This window comes from Pseudomonas sp. FSO-7, assembly GCF_059579345.1.
Genome location: NZ_CM184193.1, coordinates 4278411 through 4301568, shown reverse-complemented (window position 1 = coordinate 4301568; position 23158 = coordinate 4278411). Strand labels below are relative to the sequence as shown.

General features: G+C 62.5%; 21 protein-coding genes and 1 pseudogene. 12 read left to right on the top strand and 10 right to left on the bottom strand.

Going from position 1 to position 23158, the window contains the following annotated elements:
- Positions 1–225: 225 nt before the first annotated feature.
- Together AC515T_RS18625 and AC515T_RS18620 are read right to left on the bottom strand one after the other, a co-directional pair.
- Positions 226–561 (bottom strand): DUF6388 family protein, encoded by a 336-nt coding sequence (locus tag AC515T_RS18625; RefSeq protein ID WP_496529553.1) that lies wholly within the window; start codon positions 559–561, stop codon positions 226–228.
- A 2-nt stretch (positions 562–563) separates the two neighbouring features.
- Positions 564–824, bottom strand: coding sequence for a hypothetical protein (locus tag AC515T_RS18620; protein ID WP_060741573.1), 261 nt, complete (start codon positions 822–824; stop codon positions 564–566).
- Between the two features lie 140 nt (positions 825–964).
- On the opposite strand from AC515T_RS18620, the gene AC515T_RS18615 reads away from it, so the two are divergent.
- Positions 965–1315, top strand: a complete 351-nt coding sequence (locus AC515T_RS18615) for a hypothetical protein (protein WP_496529552.1) — start codon at positions 965–967, stop codon at positions 1313–1315.
- A 262-nt stretch (positions 1316–1577) separates the two neighbouring features.
- Here the strand turns inward: AC515T_RS18615 and AC515T_RS18610 are convergent, their stop codons facing one another.
- Positions 1578–2009: a GNAT family N-acetyltransferase gene (locus AC515T_RS18610; RefSeq protein ID WP_496529551.1), complete on the bottom strand. Its 432-nt coding sequence runs from the start codon at positions 2007–2009 to the stop codon at positions 1578–1580.
- A gap of 166 nt (positions 2010–2175) precedes the next feature.
- On the opposite strand from AC515T_RS18610, the gene ggt reads away from it, so the two are divergent.
- The 4 genes from ggt to AC515T_RS18590 all read left to right on the top strand — a co-directional run bounded on the left by ggt (position 2176) and on the right by AC515T_RS18590 (position 6522).
- Positions 2176–3903 carry a gamma-glutamyltransferase gene (gene ggt, locus AC515T_RS18605; RefSeq protein ID WP_496529550.1) on the top strand — a complete coding sequence of 576 codons (1728 nt, stop codon included), beginning with the start codon at positions 2176–2178 and terminating at the stop codon, positions 3901–3903.
- A gap of 40 nt (positions 3904–3943) precedes the next feature.
- On the top strand, positions 3944–4477 hold the full coding sequence (locus AC515T_RS18600) for a cysteine hydrolase family protein (protein ID WP_496529549.1): 534 nt from the start codon (positions 3944–3946) through the stop codon (positions 4475–4477).
- Positions 4478–4634: 157 nt separating this feature from the next.
- Positions 4635–5855: a helix-turn-helix domain-containing protein gene (locus AC515T_RS18595; RefSeq protein WP_496529548.1), complete on the top strand. Its 1221-nt coding sequence runs from the start codon at positions 4635–4637 to the stop codon at positions 5853–5855.
- Positions 5856–5889: 34 nt separating this feature from the next.
- Complete coding sequence (locus AC515T_RS18590) at positions 5890–6522, top strand: Vgb family protein (RefSeq protein WP_496529547.1); 633 nt, start codon at positions 5890–5892, stop codon at positions 6520–6522.
- A 154-nt stretch (positions 6523–6676) separates the two neighbouring features.
- On the opposite strand, the pseudogene AC515T_RS18585 reads toward AC515T_RS18590, so the two are convergent.
- Positions 6677–7536, bottom strand: a pseudogene (locus AC515T_RS18585) (CAP domain-containing protein).
- A gap of 331 nt (positions 7537–7867) precedes the next feature.
- Complete coding sequence (locus tag AC515T_RS18580; protein ID WP_496529546.1) at positions 7868–8833, bottom strand: EamA family transporter; 966 nt, start codon at positions 8831–8833, stop codon at positions 7868–7870.
- Positions 8834–9439: 606 nt separating this feature from the next.
- Here AC515T_RS18580 and AC515T_RS18575 point away from each other — a divergent pair.
- The 3 genes from AC515T_RS18575 to AC515T_RS18565 all read left to right on the top strand — a co-directional run bounded on the left by AC515T_RS18575 (position 9440) and on the right by AC515T_RS18565 (position 13259).
- Positions 9440–10741 carry an IS4 family transposase gene (locus AC515T_RS18575; RefSeq protein WP_496529545.1) on the top strand — a complete coding sequence of 434 codons (1302 nt, stop codon included), beginning with the start codon at positions 9440–9442 and terminating at the stop codon, positions 10739–10741.
- 205 nt (positions 10742–10946) lie between these two features.
- On the top strand, positions 10947–12071 hold the full coding sequence (locus AC515T_RS18570) for an ATP-binding protein (RefSeq protein ID WP_496529544.1): 1125 nt from the start codon (positions 10947–10949) through the stop codon (positions 12069–12071).
- Between the two features lie 96 nt (positions 12072–12167).
- Complete coding sequence (locus tag AC515T_RS18565) at positions 12168–13259, top strand: SMP-30/gluconolactonase/LRE family protein (RefSeq protein ID WP_496529543.1); 1092 nt, start codon at positions 12168–12170, stop codon at positions 13257–13259.
- A gap of 186 nt (positions 13260–13445) precedes the next feature.
- Here AC515T_RS18565 and AC515T_RS18560 read toward each other — a convergent pair whose 3' ends face one another.
- The 4 genes from AC515T_RS18560 to AC515T_RS18545 all read right to left on the bottom strand — a co-directional run bounded on the left by AC515T_RS18560 (position 13446) and on the right by AC515T_RS18545 (position 18013).
- Entirely contained in the window at positions 13446–13826 is a 381-nt protein-coding gene (locus AC515T_RS18560) for a DUF1850 domain-containing protein (RefSeq protein ID WP_496529542.1), read from the bottom strand.
- Positions 13823–15850, bottom strand: coding sequence for a TRAP transporter permease (locus tag AC515T_RS18555; RefSeq protein ID WP_496529541.1), 2028 nt, complete (start codon positions 15848–15850; stop codon positions 13823–13825). Before AC515T_RS18555 ends, AC515T_RS18560 begins: the two co-directional genes overlap by 4 nt.
- A gap of 79 nt (positions 15851–15929) precedes the next feature.
- Positions 15930–16880, bottom strand: coding sequence for a TAXI family TRAP transporter solute-binding subunit (locus tag AC515T_RS18550; protein WP_496529540.1), 951 nt, complete (start codon positions 16878–16880; stop codon positions 15930–15932).
- 134 nt (positions 16881–17014) lie between these two features.
- Positions 17015–18013, bottom strand: coding sequence for a LacI family DNA-binding transcriptional regulator (locus AC515T_RS18545; protein WP_496529539.1), 999 nt, complete (start codon positions 18011–18013; stop codon positions 17015–17017).
- A 166-nt stretch (positions 18014–18179) separates the two neighbouring features.
- Here AC515T_RS18545 and AC515T_RS18540 point away from each other — a divergent pair, with 166 nt between their 5' ends.
- The 3 genes from AC515T_RS18540 to AC515T_RS18530 all read left to right on the top strand — a co-directional run bounded on the left by AC515T_RS18540 (position 18180) and on the right by AC515T_RS18530 (position 21874).
- Positions 18180–19355: a Gfo/Idh/MocA family protein gene (locus AC515T_RS18540; protein WP_496529538.1), complete on the top strand. Its 1176-nt coding sequence runs from the start codon at positions 18180–18182 to the stop codon at positions 19353–19355.
- 59 nt (positions 19356–19414) lie between these two features.
- Positions 19415–20431: a sugar phosphate isomerase/epimerase family protein gene (locus tag AC515T_RS18535; RefSeq protein ID WP_496533160.1), complete on the top strand. Its 1017-nt coding sequence runs from the start codon at positions 19415–19417 to the stop codon at positions 20429–20431.
- Positions 20432–20641: 210 nt separating this feature from the next.
- Positions 20642–21874, top strand: coding sequence for a nucleoside permease (locus AC515T_RS18530; RefSeq protein ID WP_496529537.1), 1233 nt, complete (start codon positions 20642–20644; stop codon positions 21872–21874).
- A gap of 18 nt (positions 21875–21892) precedes the next feature.
- Here AC515T_RS18530 and AC515T_RS18525 read toward each other — a convergent pair whose 3' ends face one another.
- Complete coding sequence (locus AC515T_RS18525) at positions 21893–22549, bottom strand: polysaccharide lyase family 7 protein (RefSeq protein ID WP_496529536.1); 657 nt, start codon at positions 22547–22549, stop codon at positions 21893–21895.
- Positions 22550–22795: 246 nt separating this feature from the next.
- Between AC515T_RS18525 and AC515T_RS18520 the strand changes: the two genes are divergently transcribed.
- On the top strand, positions 22796–23131 hold the full coding sequence (locus AC515T_RS18520) for a hypothetical protein (protein WP_122566214.1): 336 nt from the start codon (positions 22796–22798) through the stop codon (positions 23129–23131).
- Positions 23132–23158: the final 27 nt, after the last annotated feature.

Below are 23158 nucleotides of genomic sequence, written 5' to 3'. Positions count from 1 at the left end.
ATCAGCAAAACTGCGGCCATGATAAAGCTTTATGGGCGGAGGGGCGATTGCCAGGAAAAGGGCGAGACCTTTGGAGGTTGACCCTGTGGCGAGGGAGCTTGCTCCCGCTGGGCTGCGCAGCAGCCCCTGGATCTGGCAACTCGGTGTGTCAGGTTGATTGAGTCGCTTTTTTTAGGCCTGCTGCGCAGGCCAGCGGGAGCAAGCTCCCTCGCCACAGAGTTGTGTTCAGCCTTGGGTTTTAAGGCCATGCAACTCGCAATACTCCGCCCATTCCATCCCCGCCATCTCTGCCACTTCCTTGTGCACCTCCAGGCGCTGGGCCTGGTATTCCTCGGGCGAGGCGGCGGTCAGTTGCAGGGTCAGTTCCCAGGCGAACAGGCCCAGGCGCTCGGCCTCGGCTTCGAACGCTTCATGTAACCGCTCGGCACGGTACTGCGCGGCGGTCTCGCCCTTGGCCTGGGCCAGCAGCGGGTTGAGGTGATCCAGCTCGTGGCGCAGTTCGGGGCGCTCATCGAGAAACTTTTCCAGGGCCCGTTCGTGTTGCTGTTCGGTTGCCGCCATGGTCACTCCTTGGGGGATGAAGACTGTTTCTTGCTGGCCTTGGCCGCAGCCGCCAGGCATTCGAGGGCGAATTGTTCGGTGTAGGTCATCTGGATCGGCGTGGTTTCGCCTTTGACGGTACGTTCGCCGTCGAGGATGTAGCGAATCCGCTTGTCGGTGACGCCGATTCGCTTGGCGATCCAGGAAGGTGTCTGACCGATTTGGCTGATCAGTTTGTCGGCATATTCCGGAGTGGGCTTGTAGAACTCGGCGTTGGGGGTCATGGGTATTCCGCGTGGCTGGTGGCGATGGCGCGACAGATTGCGTGAATCGGTGCTCGCTGTCGCGGGTAAATTTCAGTAAAGCAGCACGATGGCTTGGATCGCAGTGCTACAGTCCGGTTTTTTCTCGATGAGTGAACGCAATGCGAATGTTGACGGTGGCCCTGGCCGCCACTTTGCTGGCCGGCTGCGCGGGTTCGGCGATGAACGAGGCCCGGACCCAGGCCCCTTACAAGACCCTGACCTCGGACAAACCGGAACAGGTCGTGGCCCAGTGCGTGCAGTTTTCCTGGCAGGACGAGGCGGTGTTCGGTGTCGATGCCGGCGCCTACCTGCAACCGGGCAAGAAGGGCGGCTCGACGGTCTACACCCGCTCCGCCGAATCGTTTGTCGACTTGCACGCCGCTGCGACGGGCACCGAGTTGAGTTATTACGCCAAGCATGACGACTTCGTGGCCAAGCGCCGGTTGGCGGCGTTGGCGACGTGTCTATAAGCAATTCGAGTTGAACACCGGATCGAATGTGGGAGCGGGCTTGCTCGCGAAAGCGGTTAACCATTCAACATTGTTGTCGACTGATGCTCCGCTTTCGCGAGCAAGCCCGCTCCCACACTGGTCCTGGGTGGCCGAAAGATTGCCATCCACCGCAATCCCCCTGTGGGAGCGAGCTTGCTCGCGATAGCCATCCAACAGTCAACATGTCTGTCGACTGACCCACCGCCATCGCGAGCAGGCTCGCTCCCACAGGGGTTGGGTTTCAGTCAGAGGGCGTCAGGCGCTTCTGGAAGAAAAAGCGCTGATGGCCCGGCGGGTAGTCGTCAATCTGGCCGCACTCGGTGAAACCGAGCCTGCGGTAGAACGCCGGCGCCTGGAAGTCGAAGGTGTCCAGCCAAATGCCCACGCAGTTTTTCTCCCGGGCCAGTTCTTCGGCCATCCGCATCAGGGTCGAGCCTGTGCCCTGGCCTCGGGCCTGTTCCGGCACCACCAGCAACTCGATGTACAGCCAGCGAAAAAACACTCGCCCATAGAGTCCGCCGACAATTTCGCCCTGTTCGTCCCGCACCAGCCAGGCCACCAGTTCAGGTGCACTTCCACCGGTCTTGGCCGTGTTATAGGCGCGTAGCGGGGCGAGGATGGCTTGGCGTTCTTCGTCGGTGGGCGTGTCGGTGCGTTCGATTCGTAGCGTCATCGGCGATGTCCTTATGCGTTGAGGGATGAACCGCAGGAGCCTATCCCAAAGGTTGCCGCGACGTCACCCGGGGGGCGGGGAGACAGGCGCATTACGCAAACCGAGCCATACTAGATAGTTGCTTGATGCGATCCCCCGACTTTTTAGAACAAGAAGAGGCCGACTCATGAAGTTCGAATCTTTTGCCCGGACCCTCGTTGCCACCACCCTGACCCTCAGTTGTTTGTATGCCCAGGCTGCCTCCCAAGCGCCGGTGGCCGCTGAGAACGGCATGGTGGTCACCGCCCAGCACCTGGCGACCCATGTCGGGGTCGACGTGCTCAAGAACGGCGGCAATGCCGTGGATGCGGCGGTGGCGGTAGGGTACGCCCTGGCGGTGGTGTATCCGGCGGCGGGCAACTTGGGCGGGGGTGGTTTCATGACCCTGCAACTGGCCGATGGTCGCAAGACGTTCCTGGATTTCCGCGAAAAGGCCCCCCTGGCCGCTACCGCCAACATGTACCTGGACAAGGACGGCAATGTCGTGCCCGAACTCAGCACCCGCGGCCACCTGGCGGTAGGGGTGCCCGGCACCGTGTCCGGCATGGAACTGGCGTTGAGCAAGTACGGCAGCAAACCCCGGGCGGAACTGATCGCCCCGGCCATCCAGTTCGCCGAGGAAGGCTTCACCCTGGAACAGGGGGATGTCGATCTGCTGGAAACCGCCACCGATGTGTTCAAGAAAGACATGCGCGACTCCGGTGCGATCTTCCTGCACAACGGCGAGCCCCTGCAGGTCGGTCAGAAGTTGGTGCAAAAGGATCTCGCCAAGACCCTGCGGGAAATCTCCGCCAAGGGCGCCGACGGCTTCTACAAAGGCTGGGTCGCCGATGCCCTGGTCACCTCCAGCCAGGCCAATAAAGGCATCATCACCCAGGCCGACCTGGACAAGTACAAGACCCGCGAGCTGGCTCCGGTGGAGTGCGACTACCGTGGCTACCACATCATCTCGGCGCCGCCGCCCAGTTCCGGCGGGGTGGTGTTGTGCCAGATCATGAACATCCTCGATGGCTACCCCATGAAGGACCTGGGGTTTCATTCGGCCCAGGGCATGCATTATCAGATCGAAGCCATGCGCCACGCCTACGTGGACCGCAACAGCTACCTGGGTGATCCGGACTTCGTGAAGAACCCCATCGACCATCTGCTGGATAAAAACTACGCGGCCAAGCTGCGGGCCGCGATCGAGCCGCAGAAGGCCGGCGACTCGCAGAAGATCAAGCCCGGCGTGGCGCCCCATGAGGGCAGCAACACCACCCATTACTCCATCGTCGACAAGTGGGGCAACGCCGTTTCGGTCACCTACACCTTGAACGACTGGTTCGGCGCCGGTGTCATGGCGAGCAAGACCGGGGTGATCCTCAACGATGAGATGGACGACTTCACCGTCAAGGTCGGCGTGCCCAACATGTATGGCCTGGTGCAGGGCGAGGCCAACGCCATCGCGCCGGGCAAGGCGCCGCTGTCATCCATGAGCCCGACCATCGTCACCAAGGACGGCAAGACGGTCATGGTGGTGGGCACCCCGGGCGGCAGTCGGATCATCACCGCGACGTTGCTGACCATCCTCAACGTGATCGACTACGGCATGAACCTCCAGGAAGCGGTCGATGCGCCGCGTTTCCATCAACAATGGATGCCGGAGGAAACCAATCTGGAGACGTTCGCGGCCAGCCCCGATACCCAAAAGCTGCTGGAGAGCTGGGGGCACAAGTTCGCCGGCCCGCAGGACCCCAACCACATTGCCGCGATCCTGGTCGGCGCGCCGTCATTGGGCGGCAAGCCCGTGGGCAAGAACCGCTTCTATGGCGCCAACGACCCCCGTCGCAATACCGGGTTGTCGCTGGGTTATTGAGGGAGTGCACGGCTCCGACACTGTTTGAAGAGGGAAGGTCATGAACACCGCATTGCTGATCATCGATGTCCAGAACGCGCTGTGCAGCGGCGAAGAGGAGTGTTTCGACAGCCAGCGCATCCTCCGGACCATCAGTGACCTCGGTGCCAGGGCCAGGGCGCTCGGCCGGACGGTGATCCTGATCCAGCATGAAGAGCTGGAAGGGGCGCTGGCCCATGGCGCTGCCGGCTGGCAACTGGCCGACGGCCTGTCGACCGCGGCGGATGACCTGCGGGTGCGCAAGACCACCCCCGATGCCTTCTACCAGACCGACCTGCAACCCTTGTTGCAGGCTCGGGGCATCGACCGCCTGGTGATCTGCGGGCTGCAAACCGACTATTGCGTCAACGCCACCGTGCGCCAGGCCCATGCCCTGGGGTACGACGTGGTCCTGGCGGCCGACGCCCACTCCACCGTGGACAACGGCAGCATGGCGGCCGAGCAGATCATTGCCAACCACAACAACCGGCTGGGGCGGCTGAGCAGTGCGGTGTCGCGGATTGATGTAATGCCGGCTACTGAGATCCGCCTGTAACCGATTACCCACGGCCTGAGTGCGGCGCAGGTTTGGGCTGGGGCACGCCTGTGGCGAGGGAGCTTGCTCCCGCTCGAGCGCGAAGCGGTCGCAAATGCCTTGGGCCTGCTTCGCAGTCCAGCGGGAGCAAGCTCCCTCGCCACAAAGGTTATCGCTCATGAATGACGAGATCACCACAGCGGCGCGAGCATTGGCGGCGGGGGATCCCGTGGCCGCGCTCCATCGCGTGGCCTTGCGCAACGATGCCCCAGCCCTCGCGCTGCGTGGCATTGCCATGGCGCAGTTGGGCGATCTGGCCAAGGCCCGGGCCCTGATGCGTCGGGCGAGCGCGGCCTTCGGGCCCAAGGAGGCTGTGGCACGGGCGCGCTGTGTCATTGCCGAAGGCGAAATCGCCCTGGCGTCCCGTGACCTGACTTGGCCGATGAAGCGCCTCGACGCCGCGCGGGCGGTGCTCGAAACCCACGGCGACCGGGCCAACGTCGCCCATGCCCACACGATCGAAATCCGCCGCCTGCTGTTGATCGGTCGACTCGACGAGGCCGAGCTCAAACTCGTCGAGCTGGAGTTTGCCTGCCTGCCCTTGGCATCACGGGCGGCTTGCGAGTTAGTGGCCGCGGGAATCGCCATGCGGCGGCTGCAAACACAGACCGCCCGCGCCGCCCTCGAACGGGCCGGGCATGCCGCACGGCAAGCGGGAATCGGCGCGCTGAGCGCCGAAATTGAAAGTGCCCGGCAACTGCTGCGCTCACCCGCCGCGCGTCTGATCGCCCGAGGCGCAGAGCGTTTGCTCGTGCTGGAAGAGGTACAAGCACTGTTGGCCGGGACGGCGCTGGTGGTGGACGCATGCCGCTATGGGGTCAGTGGTGCTGGCATTCAGCTCGACCTGGCCCGGCGCCCGGTGTTGTTCGCCTTGGCGCGAGGGCTGGCGCTAGCCTGGCCTGGCGATGTGTCGAGGGCAGCGCTCATGGCCCAGGCCTTTGGCTTGAAGCTGACGGATGAGTCCCATCGCGCCCGGCTGCGGGTCGAGATGGGCCGGTTGCGAGCGATGCTTCGCCCGTTGGCGGAGGTGAAGGCCACTAAGCGCGGTTTTACCCTGGTGCCGCGGCAGGCTGACGAGGTCGTGCTGCTCGCGCGCCCCGTCGAAGAACCCCACGGGGCGGTGCTGGCGTTGCTGGCCGACGGCGAAACCTGGTCCAGTTCGGCCCTGGCGCTGGCCCTGGACATCAGCCAGCGCAGCGTGCAGCGGGCCTTGGAAACCCTGGCCGCCGCCGGCAAGGCGCAGTCGCTCGGGCGCGCCAGGGCCCAACGCTGGATGGCGCCACCGATGCCTGGATTCGCGACGGTATTGTTACTCACTGCACTGCCATCCGATGGCTAGGATGCACTCAACCCCCACCGATGAGGCGAGTGAGATGAAACGTTCAGAGGCACAAATCCTGCGTGAATACGGCCCGTTTCCGGGCGTCGATTGCGTGCACGGCGTGAGCCATGACGGCGAGCGCGTCTGGTTCGCGTCGGGCGACAAACTGCACGCCCTCGATCCCGCCAGCGGCCAGACGGTGAAGTCCCTTGATGTCCCGGCGAATGCGGGCACGGCGTTCGACGGCGAACATCTGTTCCAGATTGCCGGTGACAGCATCCGCAAGATCGACCCGCGCACCGGCCAGGTCTTGGCGACGATTCCGGCCCCCAATAGCGGGGACGATTCCGGCCTGGCGTGGGCCGAAGGGTCGCTCTGGGTCGGTCAGTACAAGGCGCGCAAGATCCTGCAGATCGATCCCGCTGATGGCAGGGTCCTGCGCACCATCGAATCCAACCGCTTCGTCACGGGTGTGACCTGGGTCGATGGCGAGCTTTGGCATGGCACCTGGGAAAACGACGAGAGCGACCTGCGGCGCATCGATCCGCAAACGGCGCAAGTGCTGGAAAGCGTGACGATGCCGCCTGGGATCGGTGTGTCGGGGCTGGAGTCTGACGGAGCCGATCGGTTTTTCTGTGGCGGCGGTGGCAGTGGCAAGGTGAGGGCGGTGCGTCGGCCGGCGTGAATGCTGGCAGATTTGTCATAGCCCCCCTGTGGCGAGGGAGCTTGCTCCCGCTCGAGCGCGAAGCGGTCGCAAATGCCTTGGGCCTGCTTCGCAAGCCAGCGGGAGCAAGCTCCCTCGCCACAACAGCCGATGGCTCAACAGCGGGAATGGTTTTTCATGGCGCGCCAAGCACCATCGTCCAGTACACCCCCGCATCGCTGCGCGAATCCTTGGCGGACGCTGCGCCCATCTGGGTGAACATCGGGTTCATCAGGTTGGCGCAGTGCCCGGGGCTGGCGAGCCAATCGTGCAGGGCCTGGCTCGGTGAGCGTTGGCCGGCGGCGATGTTTTCGCCCAATTTACGTCCGCGAAAGCCGGCGCTCTTGGCGCGATCGGAGGTGGAGCGACCGTCCGGGTCGCGATGGGCAAAATAATTGTCCCGTGCCATCGACCGGCTGTGGGCTTGGGCAGCGGTTCCCAACGCGGCGTTCCAGCTCAGCGGCCGAGCCGCCGCGAAGCGCTGGCGTCCGCACATCCGTGGCTTGGCCCTGGCGGCGTTGACCTGGGCCAGCAGCGTCTTGTCCGCCGAGCCCACGTCGCTCATCCGCGTGCCACCCATGGGCTGCGCCAACACCACGCGCCACTCATCACCGACCCGATTGACGCCGATGTCGGCGTATTGGTTGTCCAGCAGCGCCGAGCAATGCTCGTCGGCCAGCCTCTCGAAGGCCTCTTCGGCATCCCGCGCATCGGTCAGGCGGATGCTGCGCACGGCCCGGGCTTGATAGCCGGCGTCGTGCAAGGTTTCCCGCAGGCCACCGCGAAGCCGATCGGCAAGCCCAGGCTTGAACGCAGCACCAGCGGCGGCGTGGCCCGCACCGTGCGCCATTCACAGCGGCGGGACTCACTACGGAAATCGTTGATAGCCTCCACCAACTGCCTTTCGCCACGGGCATGGGCGGGGCTGGTGAATAGGGGAAGCAGGGCAAGCAGGTACAGCGAAACGAAACGACAAGAGCGAACAGGGTGGCGCATGGGGCGAACGGCTCAAGAGGGGGAGTTGCTTTAGCGCCAGGCTTGGCGCCGATCAGCTGGAAAACCCGTGGCTGCAGGTTGGCGAGGTTTTCACGGCTGGGGTAGGACTGTGGGGTTGGGAACAAGTTTCAGCACGGTGAAGACTTAATCCTCAACTGCGCACGGGGCTATCTGGGAACCATGATAGGGCGGACGCTGGGGCACGGACTGAACACACTCTTGTGGCGAGGGAGCTTGCTCCCGCTGGCCTGCGAAGCAGGCCCAAGGAATTGACGACCGCTTCGCGTTCGAGCGGGAGCAAGCTCCCTCGCCACAAGGGTGTTCAGTCAGTTCAATTCGCCGTTTCGGCCACAGGCGCCTTGATCCGCTCAACCTTGCGATAGGTCAGCAACACGATGCCTGTCACCACAATCGCACCGCCCATCACCTGGCCGGGGTTGAGCATCTGGTCCAGCACCAGCCAGCCGATCAGCAGTGTCGCCAGCGGTTCGATATTCATCACCGGGGCGTTGCGCGGCATGTCCAGGCGGGGCACGGAAATGAACAGCACGATGAACCCGGTGCCGTAGAGCACCACCAGGGTCGCCAGGGCGAGCCAACCGGTGCTGCTGGCCGGCAGGTCAAAACCGCCGGGCAGGGCACCGGTCAGGCCGGCGAGGTTGACGCTGCTGAACACGATGAAAATCGTCAGCAGGCTGCGTACCGAACCGCGCACCTGGGACAACTTGTGGTCGGTGATCCACAGCGCGCAGGCGAACACGCAGGCGGCGCAGAAGGCCAGGCCGACCCCGAGCAGCCATTGCGGGCCGACGTCCTGCCCGGACGATAAGCGTGCCGGCACTTCCAGCACGAACACCAGCCCCACCAGGATCATGCCCATCAACGCGGCGGTGCGTGCGGTCGGGCGCGGTCCGCCCAACGCCCAGGTCAGCAAGGCCAGCAGGATCGGAAACACGTTGCCCACCAACAGTGCCAACGCCACCGGCACTCGCGCCACGGCGGAGTACAGGCACAGGCTTTGGGCACCGATCAACAGCCCCAGGGTCAATTGCCAACGCCACGCACCGGGCGGCAGGCGCAGGCTCTGGCGTTGCCAGAGCACCATCGCCGCCAACACCAGCAGCGTCCCGCCCGAACGCAGCAGGATCGCCAGCAGCACCCCGGCACCGTCGTCAAAGGCGGCCCGGGCGGCGACATGGTTGCCGGCGAAGGCACAGCCCATGCACAGCAGGATAAGCACGGCGAGGTGGCGGGGTAACGGCGCGGGGGGAGCAGGTGTTGCAGTGGAACGGGTCATGGCAGGTGTCTCGAAGGCGGCCGCCAAGGCAAAAGGCCTCGGATCGGTTATTTTTTAGTTATAGGTTGTCGTACGACTTTAAGGTTTCTGCCTCATGGGATGCAAGGGATAAGGTCTGCAGGCCTGTACGCTCTGTTGCAGACCGCATTTCCCCTGTGGGAGCGAGCTTGCTCGCGATGGCGGTGGTTCAGTCACCTAGATGCCGGCATGTGTCCCGCTCTTGCTCTTGCTCTTGCTCTTGCTCTTGCTCTGCTTCGGATCTTGATCTTGATCTGGACGCCCCGTTAACCACGCTGGCCGAACGCAGGCATTGCGCAGTGGGCATCCCGGCATGGATGCCGGGATAGCCGCGCTGGGCCATGGATGGCCCTTCGCGGCGGGCCCACGGAGCAATGCCGGAGTGAGGGCACACCGAGCCTAGGCGAGGTGCCGAGTGGTGGGGCAAAGCGCTTTTGGTTACTTTTGGCGCTCTTCAAAAGTGACCCGCCGTAAGGGCCATCCCTTTCAAGGTCTTAGGTAAAATCCCCTGAAGTTTCTATCAGGGATACCAGAACGATGTGGGCCGATGTTCTAGCGCGTTTCGAGAAAAAAGCACCTGCCAGCGTTATGGCCAAATTGGCGCTGGAGCACGCTATTGCCCCTGAGTGGGTCGATCAGGTCTTCGAAGAACATCGGCAACGGCAGTATTCTCGTGAGCTACTGTTCTCGACCATCATCAAGCTGATGTCCCTTGTTTCATTGGGTTTGAAGCCATCCCTGCACGCCGCGGCGCGGCAACTGGAAGATCTTCCTGTCAGCCTGGCGGCCCTCTACGACAAGATCAGTCGTACCGAGCCCGCTCTGCTGCGCGCCCTGGTCACGGGCTGTGCGCAGCGCCTGGCTCCAACCATCAAGGAGTTGGGTTGCACGGCGATGCTGCCGGGTTGGCAGGTTCGGGTGGTGGACGGTAATCACTTGGCATCCACTGAGAAACGACTGGGGGCTTTACGCCACGAGCGCGGCGCCGCTCGGCCCGGGTTTTCGGTGGTTGTCTACGACCCCGACCTGGATCAAGTCATCGACCTGCAGGCATGTGAAGATGCCTACGCAAGCGAGCGTGTTTGCGTGCTGCCTCTCTTGGCCGATGCCGAGCCGGGCCAGGTGTGGCTGGCTGATCGACTCTATTGCACGCTCCCGGTCATGGAGGCTTGCGAACAGGTCAAAACCTCCTTTGTCATTCGTCAACAAGCCAAGCATCCACGCTTGATTCAAGAGGGGCATTGGCAAGAACCCGTGCCTGTGGACGCGGGCACTGTGCGTGAGCAGATCATTCAGGTCAGAGGCGGTTATCAGTGTCGGCGTGTCGAACTGACGCTTCATTCGCCAACAGACTCGGGTGACAGCAGCTTGATGTTCTGGAGCAACCTGCCTGAAAGCATCAGCGCGCAGCAGATCGCGGAACTCTATCGCCGCCGCTGGAGCATTGAAGGCATGTTCCAGCGACTGGAAACAATCCTGGAAAGTGAAATCGAAACCTTTGGTAGCCCCAAGGCTGCATTGCTCGGGTTCGCTACTGCGGTGTTGGCCTACAACGTCCTGGCCGTACTCAAACGAAGCGTCGAGCAAGCCCATCAGGCTTCCCAGCCTGACGGCTGGGAAGCCTCAACCTATCACTTGGCGGTTCAGGTCCGGAGTGGTTATGAAGGCCTGCAAATTGCGCTGCCCTCGGAATGTTTTCCCGTCATACCTCTGGAAAAACTGGCCCAGCGCTTGTTGGAACTGGCCAGAAACATCCAACCAAAACAAGTTGCGAAAAATCCCCGGGGCCCCAAGGTGCCTAAACCCAAAACATGGGTGCAAGGCACTGCGGTGCATGCACATGTTTCAACGGACCGGGTAATCAAGGCCGCCAAAACGAAAAGACCTTGAAAGGGATGGCTGTAAGAGCGGAACCCTAAGTAGCCGTTACCGAAGAAACGGATATACACCCCACAAAAAATACACATCAGAACGGATATCAAAATCCCCGGCAACGACTTAAGTGAACAGCATTCCGCACATTGCCCAGCGCTTTGCTGTACAACAATCTGACCCCTGTGTCGTTTACAGCCTTACCCTTCCAGCGGAACCACTCATGCGCCTGGCTGATTTCATTCTCGACAATATCGAGCCGATTCTTCAGGCGTGGGAAGACTTCGCCAAAACCATCACCCCCGCATCCATTGGCATGGATTCCGTAGCCCTGCGCGACCACGCCGAGCAGATGCTGCGCACCATCGCCGCTGACCTGCGCACCTCGCAAACGCGCAAGGAGCAGATTGCCAAGTCCCACGGGGAGGCGCCGGCGGCTGATACCGAAACCGCCGCCGAAACCCATGCGGTCATCCGTCAGTCCTCGGGGTTTACCGTGGAGCAGATGGTCTCCGAATACCGAGCCCTGCGCACCAGCGTGCTCATGCTCTGGATGCCGCACACACAGCTGGATCACAAGCAGGTCATGGACGATCTGATTCGCTTCAACGAGGCTGTGGACCAGACCTTGGCCGAGTCCGTCGTCAGCTACTCGGGGGCGGTGGATGCGTCGCGCAACATCTTTCTCGGGATTCTCGGGCACGACCTGCGCAGCCCCTTGGGCGCGATCCTGCTGAGTTCCGAGGTGCTGCTGCGGGCGGGGGACCTGCCCGCCAAAGCCACCAAGATCACGTCGCGCATCTACACCAGCGTCAAGCGGGCCAACAAAATCGTTGGCGATCTGCTGGATTTCACCCGTACGCAACTGGGCTCGGGCATTCCGGTGCAGCGCTTCAACGGCGATCTGGTGGCGGCCTGCGAAGGCATGGTGGAGGAGGCGCGGGCCTATCACCCGGAAAACAGCATCCTCTTTGAAACCACCGGCCCCCTGGAAGGGCTGTTTGACCAGGCACGCATGGAACAGGTGTTCTCCAACCTGATCGGCAATGCCGTCCAGCATGGCGCCGAGGGCACGCCGATTACCGTTTCGTTGAGCGCCGAAGAGGATATGGCAGTGATTGCGATCAACAACCAGGGCAAGCCTATCGAGAAAGAAGCCATTGCCAGCATCTTCAACCCGATGGTCCGGAATCTGCGTGAAACGCAGTACGGTGCCACGGCCGGGCTCGGATTGGGCCTGCACATCGCTTCAGCGATCGTAACGGCCCATAAGGGCACCATCGAGGTGCATTCGAAGGCGCGGGTCGGAACGACTTTTACCGTTCGCATACCGCTGCACCCGGACTGATCGATTGTCCGGTTGAGTCGTGCTGTAAACTTGTACGATGTCTTATCACGGAGTAAAACTGTCGTCCCGTCCAATAATAATTAACGGAGACGCACGATGGATGCTTCGCAAGCTGCAACCGCCGCCGATCAGGGCCGCCGGGTATTCCTGAAAAAATCCCTGGTGGTCTCGGCCGCTGCCGCCACCCTTGGCAACCTGCCCGGGCTCGCCCAGGCCGAGCCCTTGAGCCAGCGGTACCCGGATCCGCTGATCAACATTCTTGACCCCAGCTTCATGGACTTGCGCCTCTTCAACGCTAGCGTGGAGAAGCTCGCCACCGGCCTGCGTTGGGCGGAAGGGCCGGTGTGGGTCGGTGATGGGCGTTACTTGCTGGTCAGTGACATTCCCAACAACCGCATCGTGCGCTGGGATGAAATCACCGGTGGCCTGTCGGTGTACCGCGAGAACTCCAATTTTTCCAATGGCATGTGTCGCGATCGCCAGGGCCGGCTGCTGGTGTGCGAAGGCTCCACCACCGCCAGCGAAGGCCGGCGCATTACCCGCACCGAACACAACGGCACACTTACGGTGCTGGCGGACAGTTTCGAGGGCAAGCCTTTCAACTCGCCCAACGACATCGTCTGCAAACGGGACGGCTCGGTCTGGTTCACCGACCCGCCGTTCCAGACCGGCAACAACTACGAAGGGCACAAAGTCGCACCGGCCCAGCCCCACGCGGTGTACCGCATCGACGGCGAAACCGGCAAGGTCAGTCGGGTGATCGACGACCTGGCGGGGCCGAACGGGTTGTGTTTTTCCCCGGACGAGAAAACCCTCTATGTGGTCGAAGGCCGGGCCAAGCCCAACCGCTTGATCTGGGCCATCGCCGTTAAAGACGACGGTACCCTGGGTGAGCGGCGCAAGCACATCGAAGGCCTGGATTACGCGGCGATCGATGGGATCAAGTGCGATGAAAGCGGCAACCTGTGGTGCGGCTGGGGCGGCAATGGCGACCCCAAGGCCGACCTGGAAAAGCTCGACGGCGTGCGGGTGTTCAACCCCGAAGGCAAGGCCATCGGGCACATCTCCCTGCCGGAGCGCTGCCCCAATGTCTGCTTCGGCGGCCGGGAAGGCAATCGGTTGTTCATGGCCGGCAGCCACTCGTTGTATTCGCTGTTCGTGAATACCCGAGGGGCGACGTTTGCCTGAGTGAAGCACTCACCCTCGATGGAGTTGATGGTCTTTGTGGCGAGGGAGCTTGCTCCCGCCGGGCTGCGTAGCAGCCCCTCAACCAGGCTGCGCGGTGTATCTGGTTGATTCAATCAGCCTCATTCGGGGCCGCTTCGCGACCCAGCGGGAGCAAGCTCCCTCGCCACAAATGTTCTGGGCACGGGATTATCCGCAACTCCACAGCTCCATCGTCGGTTGACGTGCTGTAGGCGGCCCCAACCAATGGCTCATCGGCCGACAACCACCTTCGAAACACAATTGATAGTCGCCGGCCTGGGGCGTGCGGCCCAGTTTCAGCGGTTGCAGGGGCGGCACCTGGCGCCGATAGTGCCAGCTACCATTCTCCAGCCAGGCATTGTCGGGAATCTCCATGCCCGCGCCATTGCCTTTGACCCTGGCTTCACCCAGGACCAGCCCCTGTGCGGTCACCCGATAGTCTTCCTCCCAGCGGACCTTCTCGATGGTGTGATTCCAGGCCAGCGTGAAATCGGCAACGGCAAGCTGGGCCCAGACCACGCCGGACAGGCCCAGGCACAGGCCGATCACGCCAAGGCCCGCCCGCTACGTCGCGCGCGCCAGACGTGCTGGACAATCAGCAGCCCACCCAGCACGAAGCCAATCTCATCGGTCAAGGGCAGGGCAACCACCAGCAACGCGCCGGCGGCAAAGCACAGCAGGCGTTCCCAAACCGGCATTTTCTGTTGCATATATCCGGTGGATGCCATCCCCCAGAGCCCAATGGCCAGCAACGTCTTGACCAGCATATACGCCGTCATCCACAGGTTATCGCCCTGGAGCATCAGGGCCGGGTTATAGACCGTCATGAACGGAATGACGAAACCGGCGAGGGCGATGCGCACCGCCCAGAAACTGATTTTCAGACCACTTTCCCGGGCAATGGGCGCGGCGGCGAAACACGCCAGTGCCACCGGTGGTGTCAGGTCAGCGAGGATGCCGAAATAGAACACGAACATGTGCGACACGATCAGCGGCACGCCCAGTTCCAACAGGGCCGGCGCGGCAATGGAACTGGTGATGATGTAGTTGGGAATGGTCGGGATGCCCATGCCCAACACCAGGCAGGTGAGCATGGTGAGGATCAGCGACAGCAACAGGTTGTCCCGGCCGATGGCGAGGATGTAACCGGCAAAGGTGGAGGCTACGCCAGTCAGCGAGACCACCGCGATGATGCTGCCCACCAAGGCACAGGCGATCCCCACCGGAACGGCGTGGCGCGCGCCATCCACCAAGGCATGCAGGCAGATGACGAGGGTTTCCCGCGTGCCTTGCATGAACCAGCAGGCCACCACCAATACGCCGATCACCGCAAACACGATCCCGATGCCCAACCGGAAAAAGCCGACACAGAGCAGCCCCAACGCAATCCAGAAGGCACAGCGCAACGCGTAGTTCGAGACCCTGAGAATGATCGCCGAGCCGAGAATCACGATGGCCGTCAACGCCAGGCCCACCATGCCGGAAAACAGCGGTGTGCGTCCGGAGAACAGCAGGTAGACCAACACTCCAAGCGGGATCAGCAGGTACCAGCTTTCCTTGACCGCGCCCCAGGCGCTGGGGCACTGGTCCTTGGGCAGGCCCTTGAGGTCGGAGCGCTTGGCCTCCAGGTGAACCATCCAGAACACCGAGCCGAAGTACAGGCATGCCGGTATCAATGCCGCCTTGGCGATCTCAACGAACGGCACATTGATGGTTTCGGCCATGATGAACGCCACCGCGCCCATGACCGGCGGCATGATCTGGCTGCCCATGCTGGACGTGGCTTCCACACCGCCGGCAAACGCCGCCTTGTAGCCGAAGCGCTTCATCAGCGGGATGGTGAATTGCCCGGTGGTGACCACGTTGGCGATGCCCGAGCCGGTGATGGTGCCCATCAGCGCCGATGACACCACGGCCACTTTCGCCGGCCCGCCCAGTTTGTGGCCGAACAGGCCCATGGCGAAATCGGTGAAGAGCTTGATCATGCCGGCCTTCTCCAGGAAGGCGCCGAACAGGATGAACAGGAAGATATAGGTGGCCGACACGTAGGTTGGCGTGCCGTACAGCCCTTCGGTGCCGAACGACAGTTGGTTGATGATTTGATCGACGCCATAGCCCCGATGGGCCAAGTCGCCCGGCAAGTATTCGCCCAACAGGCCATAGGCCAGGAATACGCCACAAATGATCGGCAGCGCGATGCCCATCACCCTTCGCGCGGCTTCGAAGACCAGCACGATCAGGACCACGCCAATGATCATGTCGGCGGTGGTCAGGTCGCCGGAGCGCTGGATCAGGTCGGCTTCGAACACCCATTGATAGAGCGCCGTCGCCACGCCCCCCAGGCTCAAGATCCAGGCCAAGGGTTGCCAGGGACGCTGCTTGCCATAGGCGGGGTAGCTGAGGAACACCACCCACAGCAGGAAGCCGACATGCACCGCCCGCAGCACGATGCTGGAGACTGGAGAAAACGCGGCGGTGACGATCTGAAACACTGAAAACAGCAAGGCCACGTAGAACAGTGTCTTGGGCCAGTCTCGCGGGTCCGTGGCGATGCCGTGCGGGTCTTCACTCATGAGGTGCCTGCCTTCTGTTCACATCCAAGGGGCGAAAACACGACGGCCAACGGCGTCGAGTGCCGTTGACCGAAGCGGGTTACAGCGCGCCCACTTCCTTGTAGTAGCGCTCGGCACCAGGGTGGAGCGCGATCGGCAGGTTTTTCGCGGCGTTTTTCAGGTTGATGTCCTTGGCCGCCGAATGGGAGGTGCCCAGGCGAGTGAGGTTCTCGAACAGCAGCTTGGTCATCTGGTACGCCACCTCATCCGGGACATCCTCGTGGGTGACCAGAATGTTGGTGATGGCCACGGTCGGTACGGCTTCGCTCTGGCCATCGTAGGTATTGGCCGGGATCATTGCGCTCTGATACGCCGGGTTGCCGATCTTCTCCACCACATCGATGGGCACTGCTACGTAGTTCAGCGCCATGGTCGAGGCCAGGTCACGAATGGCTGCCATTCCCAGGCCCGAGGACTGAAGCGTGGCGTCCAGTTGACGGTTCTTGATCAAGTCCACCGACTCGGCGAATGGCAGGTACTGGACCTTCATGTCCTGGTAGGTCAGCCCCGCAGCCTTGAAGATCGCCCGGGCATTGAGTTCGGTGCCGGATTTTGCCGCGCCGACGGAAACGGTCTTGCCTTTGAGGTCGGCCAATGTCTTGATGCCGGACTCCTGGCTGGCGACGATCTGGATGTAATTGGGATAGGCGCCAGCGATGGCGCGCAACTTGGTCAATGGCGCCTTGAAACCGGCGTCTTCCACGCCGTTCTTGGCATCCGCCACCGAGTCGCCCAAGGCCAGGGCCAGCTCCCCGCGCCCGGCTTGCAGCAGATTCAGGTTTTCCACCGAAGCCTTGGTGGCTTGCACCGAGGTCTTGGCGTCCTGGATGCCGTTGCTGTAGATCTGAGAAAGCCCAACCCCGATAGGGTAATAAACGCCGCTGGTGCCTCCCGTCAGGATGTTGATGTACACCGGGGCGGCCTGGGCCGCGGTGGTAACCGTCAAGGCTGCCGCGGCGGCCAGGAGGGTGAAGCGCTTGTTGACTCGCATGGGGGAACTCTCCGTCTTGTTATGGCTTTATGCAGAGTCCTTCCACTGTAGTTCAAACGGGGGCAGTGGCGAGTCGAGCAGCCGTAAAGGCTTTTTGTGGCGAGGGAGCTTGCTCCCTCGCCACAGGTTCCTTGTTATGCCAGGGGCGCCGTACTGCCACGCACCGTCAACTCAAACGGCAACACCACATGCCGTTCGGCAATCGGCTTCTTCTCGATCAGGGCAATCAGCATCTCCACCGCTTTTTGACCAAACGCTTCGGCAGGCTGCGAGATGGTGGTCAGGGGCGGGTCGCAGTAGGCCGCGAAGGGGATGTCGTCAAAGCCCACCAGGGCAATATCCTCGGGCACCCGCAGGCCCATTTGTTTGATGCGCCTGAGCGCGCCGATGGCCATTTCGTCGTTTTCACAGAACAGCGCGCTGGGGCGGTCGGCCAACGCCAGCATCGCGCCGGCACCGTCGTCACCGGCCTTCAGGGTGAAGTCGCCATGGCAGATCAGGCTGGGGTCGACGGCGATGCCGGCCTGGCGCAGGGCATCCTGGTAGCCGGCCACGCGGTCCAGGGTCAGGGGGCTGCTGCGTGGCCCCTTGATGATGCCGATGCGACGATGGCCGAGGCCGATCAGGTGCTCGGTCATGGCTTGGGCGGCAGCCCGGTTGTCGAGGCTGATGGTCGGGTAGGGGGCACCTTTGACCACTTCGCAGGCGTTGACCAGCGGCAGGCTTTCGGCGCCTGTGGGCATCGATTCGAAAGGGTCGCTGGCACGCAGTTGGATCACCCCGTCAGCCTGGTGGGCATAGACCAGGGCGGCGAACGCCTGCTCGATCTCTACCCGGCCCTGAGTGTCGCACAGCAGCAATCGATAGCCCGCCGCCTGCGCGGCCTGCTGCGCGCCACTGATGACCCGGGCGAAAAACGTGTTGGCGATGGCCGGCACCAGGATTACCAGATTGCCGGTGCGGCGGGAGCGAAATTGCACCGCCATCAGGTTGGGCCGATAGCCGGCCTGTTCCACTGCCGCGTTGACCTTGTCCCGCGTCTCGGGAAGCACCCGCTCGGGCGATTTCAGCGTTCTGGACACCGTGGCCACCGAAACACCCGCCAGCCGGGCCACTTCACGAATGTTGGACAAAATCACCTCAGGGGACAGGGGGTACGGTGGGGAGCTTACCGCAGGTTGAGCGCCTCACAAATATTGCGCGGTGAACCCTTTGGGTTTGACACGCAGGAAAACTGAGCCTAGATTTCCGTCATGATGTAACCGGTTACATCATCATCCTGACAGGAAGAGAATCGCGATGAATCCTGTAGCACCGAAAATAAGAATGGGCTTCGTCGGCGGTGGAGAGGGCGCTTTCATCGGCCAGGCCCACCGTCAGGCCGCGGGCCTGGACGGCGGTTTCGAACTGGTGTGCGGTGCGTTCAGCCGCGACGCCCACAATAACCGGCAGACCGGCGCGGCCTTGGGCCTGCCAGCGTCCCGTTGCTACCACGACTGGCAGCAGATGCTCGACACCGAAGCGCTGCTGCCGCTCGACCAGCGCATGGAACTGCTGGTGATCGTCACCCCCAATCATCTTCATGCACCCATCGCCAGCCAGGCCTTGAAAGCCGGTTTCCATGTGTTCAGCGAGAAACCCGCCGCGCTGGACCTCAACGAGTTGCTGGCCTTGCGGGAGGTGCTGCAAGGCAGTCGTTGCCTCTACGGCCTGGCCCACACCTACCTGGGCTATCCCATGGTGTGGCAGGCCCGGGACATGGTGCGCTCGGGCGTGATCGGCCAGGTGCGCAAAGTCCTGGTCGAGTACCCCCAAGGCTGGCTCAGCCAGGATGTCGCGGCCCAGGGCAATAAACAGGCCGAATGGCGCGACGACCCCGGCCAGTCCGGCCTGGGCGGTTGCATCGGCGACATTGGTACCCATGCGTTTTCCCTGGCCGAGTTCGTCGCCGACCAGCCGATCCAGCAGCTATGCGCCGCCTTGGGCACCCACGTCCCGGGGCGGCAATTGGATGACGACGTGGCGATGCTGTTCAAGATGGCGGGCGGCGCCAGCGGGGTATTGATCGCAAGCCAGGTCTGCACCGGCGAAGAGAACCCGCTGAAGATTCGCGTCTACGGCGACAAGGGTGCCTTGGAGTGGCGCCAGGAAGAACCGGCGAGCCTGATCCATCGCGCCTTCGACCAACCCCTGCGCATCCTGCGTAGCGGTGTCGGCCAGCCGTGGTTGTGCGAGGCGGCCACGCGGCGCATGCGCTTGCCGGCCGGGCATCCCGAGGGTTACCTGGAAGCCATGGCCAACCTCTACGGCGATTTCGCCCAGGCCATTCGCAGCCATGTCGAAGGCCCTGACGTCCCAGGCGTACCCGGCATCGAGACCGGCTTGCGTGGCATGGCGTTCATCGAGGCCGCCATCCTCAACCACCGTGGCGAGGCGAAATGGACCGCCGTGCAAACCGGAGCATCCTTGTTGTGAATACCTCCAATAAAACACCGAGCGGCCTGCGCGGCCCGGGCATTTTCCTGGCGCAGTTCATGTCCGCAGAAGCCCCGTTCGACACCCTGGCCAATATCGCCCGATGGGCCGCTTCGCAAGGCTACAAGGCCATTCAACTGCCGACCTCGGGCACGCAATACATCGACTTGGCCCGGGCCGCCGAGAGCCAGGCTTATTGCGATGAGCTCAAGGCCACCTGTGCCCAGGCCGGTGTCGAAATCAGCGAACTGTCGACGCACCTGCAAGGCCAGTTGGTGGCGGTGCATCCGGCGTTCGACGTGCTGTTCGACGACTTCGCCCCGGCCCATCTGCGCGGCCAGCCCCAGGCGCGGACCGAGTGGGCGATCGAGCAACTCAAGCTGGCCGCCCGCGCCAGCCAGCGGCTGGGGCTCAAGGCCCATGCGACGTTTTCCGGCGCGCTGCTGTGGCCGTATCTCTATCCCTGGCCGCAGCGCCCGGCGGGCCTGGTGGAGCAGGGTTTCGCCGAACTGGCGCGGCGCTGGTTGTCGATTCTCGACTGCTTCGATGCGGCCGGCGTGGACCTGTGCTACGAAATCCACCCCGGCGAAGACCTCCACGACGGCGCCTCCTTCGAACGTTTCCTGGAGGCGGTCGATCATCACCCTCGGGCGGCGATTCTCTACGACCCCAGCCATCTGCTGCTGCAACAGATGGACTACCTGGGCTTCATTGACCGCTACCACGAACGTATCCGCATGTTCCACGTCAAGGACGCCGAATTCCGCCCCGATGCCCGTTCCGGGGTGTACGGCGGCTACCAGGGCTGGGTCGATCGGCCTGGGCGGTTCCGTTCGTTGGGCGATGGCCAGATCGATTTCAAATCGATCTTCAGCAAGCTGACCCAATACGATTTCAGTGGGTGGGCAGTCCTGGAATGGGAGTGTTGCCTGAAGGATTCGCAACAGGGCGCGGCAGAAGGGGCGGCGTTCATCCAGCGGCACATGATCAGCAAGACCGGCAAGGCGTTCGATGATTTCGCCAGCGTTACGGCGGATGAGGCGTCCAATCGGCGGTTGTTGGGCCTGTCGAGGTAGCTGGCGCAAAGCAAACCCCTGTGGCGAGGGAGCTTGCTCCCGCTGGGCTGCGAAGCAGCCCCAAATGCGATCTCCCAGGCAGACCGCGTCAGCTGGTTTACGACGGCTGCGCCGCCGAGCGGGAGCAAGCTCCCTCGCCACAGAAGCGGCCCACAAAAACTGCGCAAGATTTTCATTTTTCACAAGAACAACAATAAAACGGTGACTGTCATGACCACGATGAATGCACGCCTCAGCGTGATGATGTTCCTGCAGTTCTTTATCTGGGGTGGCTGGTTCGTCACCCTCGGCACCTTTCTCTCCAGCACCCTGGGCGCCAGCGGCGGGCAGATCGGTATGGCGTTCTCCACGCAATCGTGGGGAGCGATCATCGCGCCGTTCGTCATCGGCCTGATCGCCGACCGCTTCTTCAACGCCGAACGGATCCTGGCGGTGCTGCACCTGCTCGGTGCGGTGTTGCTGTATCAGCTGTATTCGGCGGCGGACTTCAGCGTGTTCTACCCGTACGTGCTGGTGTACATGGTGGTCTACATGCCGACGCTGGCCCTGGTCAATTCCGTGGCGTTCCGGCAGATGCGCGACCCGGCGCTGGAGTTCTCCCGCATCCGGGTGTGGGGCACCATCGGCTGGATCGTCGCCGGCGTGGTGATCAGCTTCGTGTTCGCCTGGGATTCGCGCGAAGCGATCGCGGCAGGCGGCTTGCGCAATACCTTCCTGATGGCAGGCATCGCGTCCCTGGTCCTGGGGCTCTACAGCTTCACGCTACCGGCCACGGCACCGCTCAAGGAACAGGCCGGCACGGGCGGCGTCAAGCAACTGCTGGGGCTGGACGCGTTGGGGTTGTTGAAGGATCGCAGCTACCTGGTGTTCTTCATCGCCTCGATCCTGATCTGCATTCCCCTGGCGTTCTATTACCAGAATGCCAACCCGTTCCTGGCCGAAACCGGGATGACCAACCCCACGGCGAAGATGGCCATCGGGCAGGTGTCGGAAGTGTTGTTCATGCTGTTGTTGCCGCTGTTCATCCAGCGCTTCGGCATCAAGCTGGCGCTGTTGGTGGGCATGCTGGCATGGGCGTTGCGCTACGTGTTGTTCGCCTACGGCAATAACGGCGACCTGGCGTTCATGCTGTTCACCGGCATTGCCCTGCACGGCATCTGCTACGACTTCTTTTTTGTCTCGGGGCAGATCTACACCGACGCCAAGGCACCAGAGCGCTTTCGCAGCTCTGCCCAGGGTCTGATTACGTTGGCGACCTATGGGGTGGGGATGCTGATCGGCTTCTGGGTGGCGGGACAGGTGACCGATCACTTTGTCGTGGCCGGCGGTCATGACTGGCAGAGCATCTGGCTGTTCCCGGCCGGTTTCGCGCTGCTGGTGCTGGTCTGCTTCCTGTTTACCTTTCGTGGCCAGCAGGCGCTCGTTGCGCCGTCAAAGGCCTGAAGCAGGGCTGAGCGTCAGTCATTTGTGACTGACGCTCAGCTTGGTGTAGGTCACTTTCCCGCCCTCATTGGAGTAGCCCTTGTTGTCCAAGGTGTAGACGCCGGCTTTGAAATAGAAGTCGTAGCCGTGCCAGGACTTGTCCAGCTTCACCTGTTTGCCACCGTTGCCGATCAGCACCGAGAGCTGGCCTTGCTTGTCCATTTGCAGCGTGTACGAGAAGGATTTGTTCAACGGCACCTTGGGCACGGTGTAGATCACCGGGCTCTTCTTGTCCTTGGGCTTGACCCGGTATTCCACGTCGATATTGCCGGTGCCCTTTTCGTAGCGGTACACCAGTTTCAACAAGGGCGTCGGCGCATCCTTGGCGTGGATCTGCGCCACCACCACCCGGCCTTCGGAAGGCACCTGGTTCACCGACAGCTCGCCCTTGAGGGTGTTGGTGCCGCTGTTGTAGCGCCAGTTGCGCAGCTTGCCGTCTTTGTCGGTTTCCCGCAGTTCGGAGCGCGGGTATTCGCTTTTACCGGTGTGGGAGCCGGTGACCGGCGCCCAGAAGACGATCCGCTGGCCGTTATTGTCGAAATACTTGTTTTTCAGGGCCGGCATGGCTTTGGTCGCCACGACCTGCGCCGGCGTTTGCACGGGCAGGGTAATGTTCCAGACAGTCAGGTCAATCATGATAAAACCCTCCAACGGGACCGGCCGTTACTGAGTGGCCGTCAAGACAGGAACTGCCTTGCGTGGTGCAGTTTTCATGTTATCGACGAGGGGCTGTTTCGCTGGAGGCGCACCTGACGGATGGCTCTGCGATGAGCCTTTGAGGCACTGAATCGGGCGGATTATGGTGTGTCAATTTATTGCTGATCGGTTAGAGTACGCGCCGCCCGAGAGACGGATCCCGGGCGTCTTCCCATGGAGCGTCAAATGAACCACATCAGCAAAGTTGTCGCCTGCGCACTGTTCGGCCTGGCCCTGGCGGGTTGCACCGGCACCCCGATGAAAACCCAGCAATACGACAGCACCCAATACACCGTTGTCGGCCACAGTGAAGCCAAGGCCACCGGCCTGCTGCTGTTCGGCCTGATCCCGATCCAGCAGAACAACCGTTTCGTGCGTGCCCAGACTGCCGCGATCAAGGCCAAGGGCGGCGACGCCATGATCAACACCCAAGTCCAGGAAAACTGGTTCTGGGCCTGGGTCCTGACCGGCTACACCACCTCGGTGTCCGGTGATGTGGTCAAGCTAAAAAACGTTCAGTGACACCCTGCTTGAAAGGCAAGCCTGCCG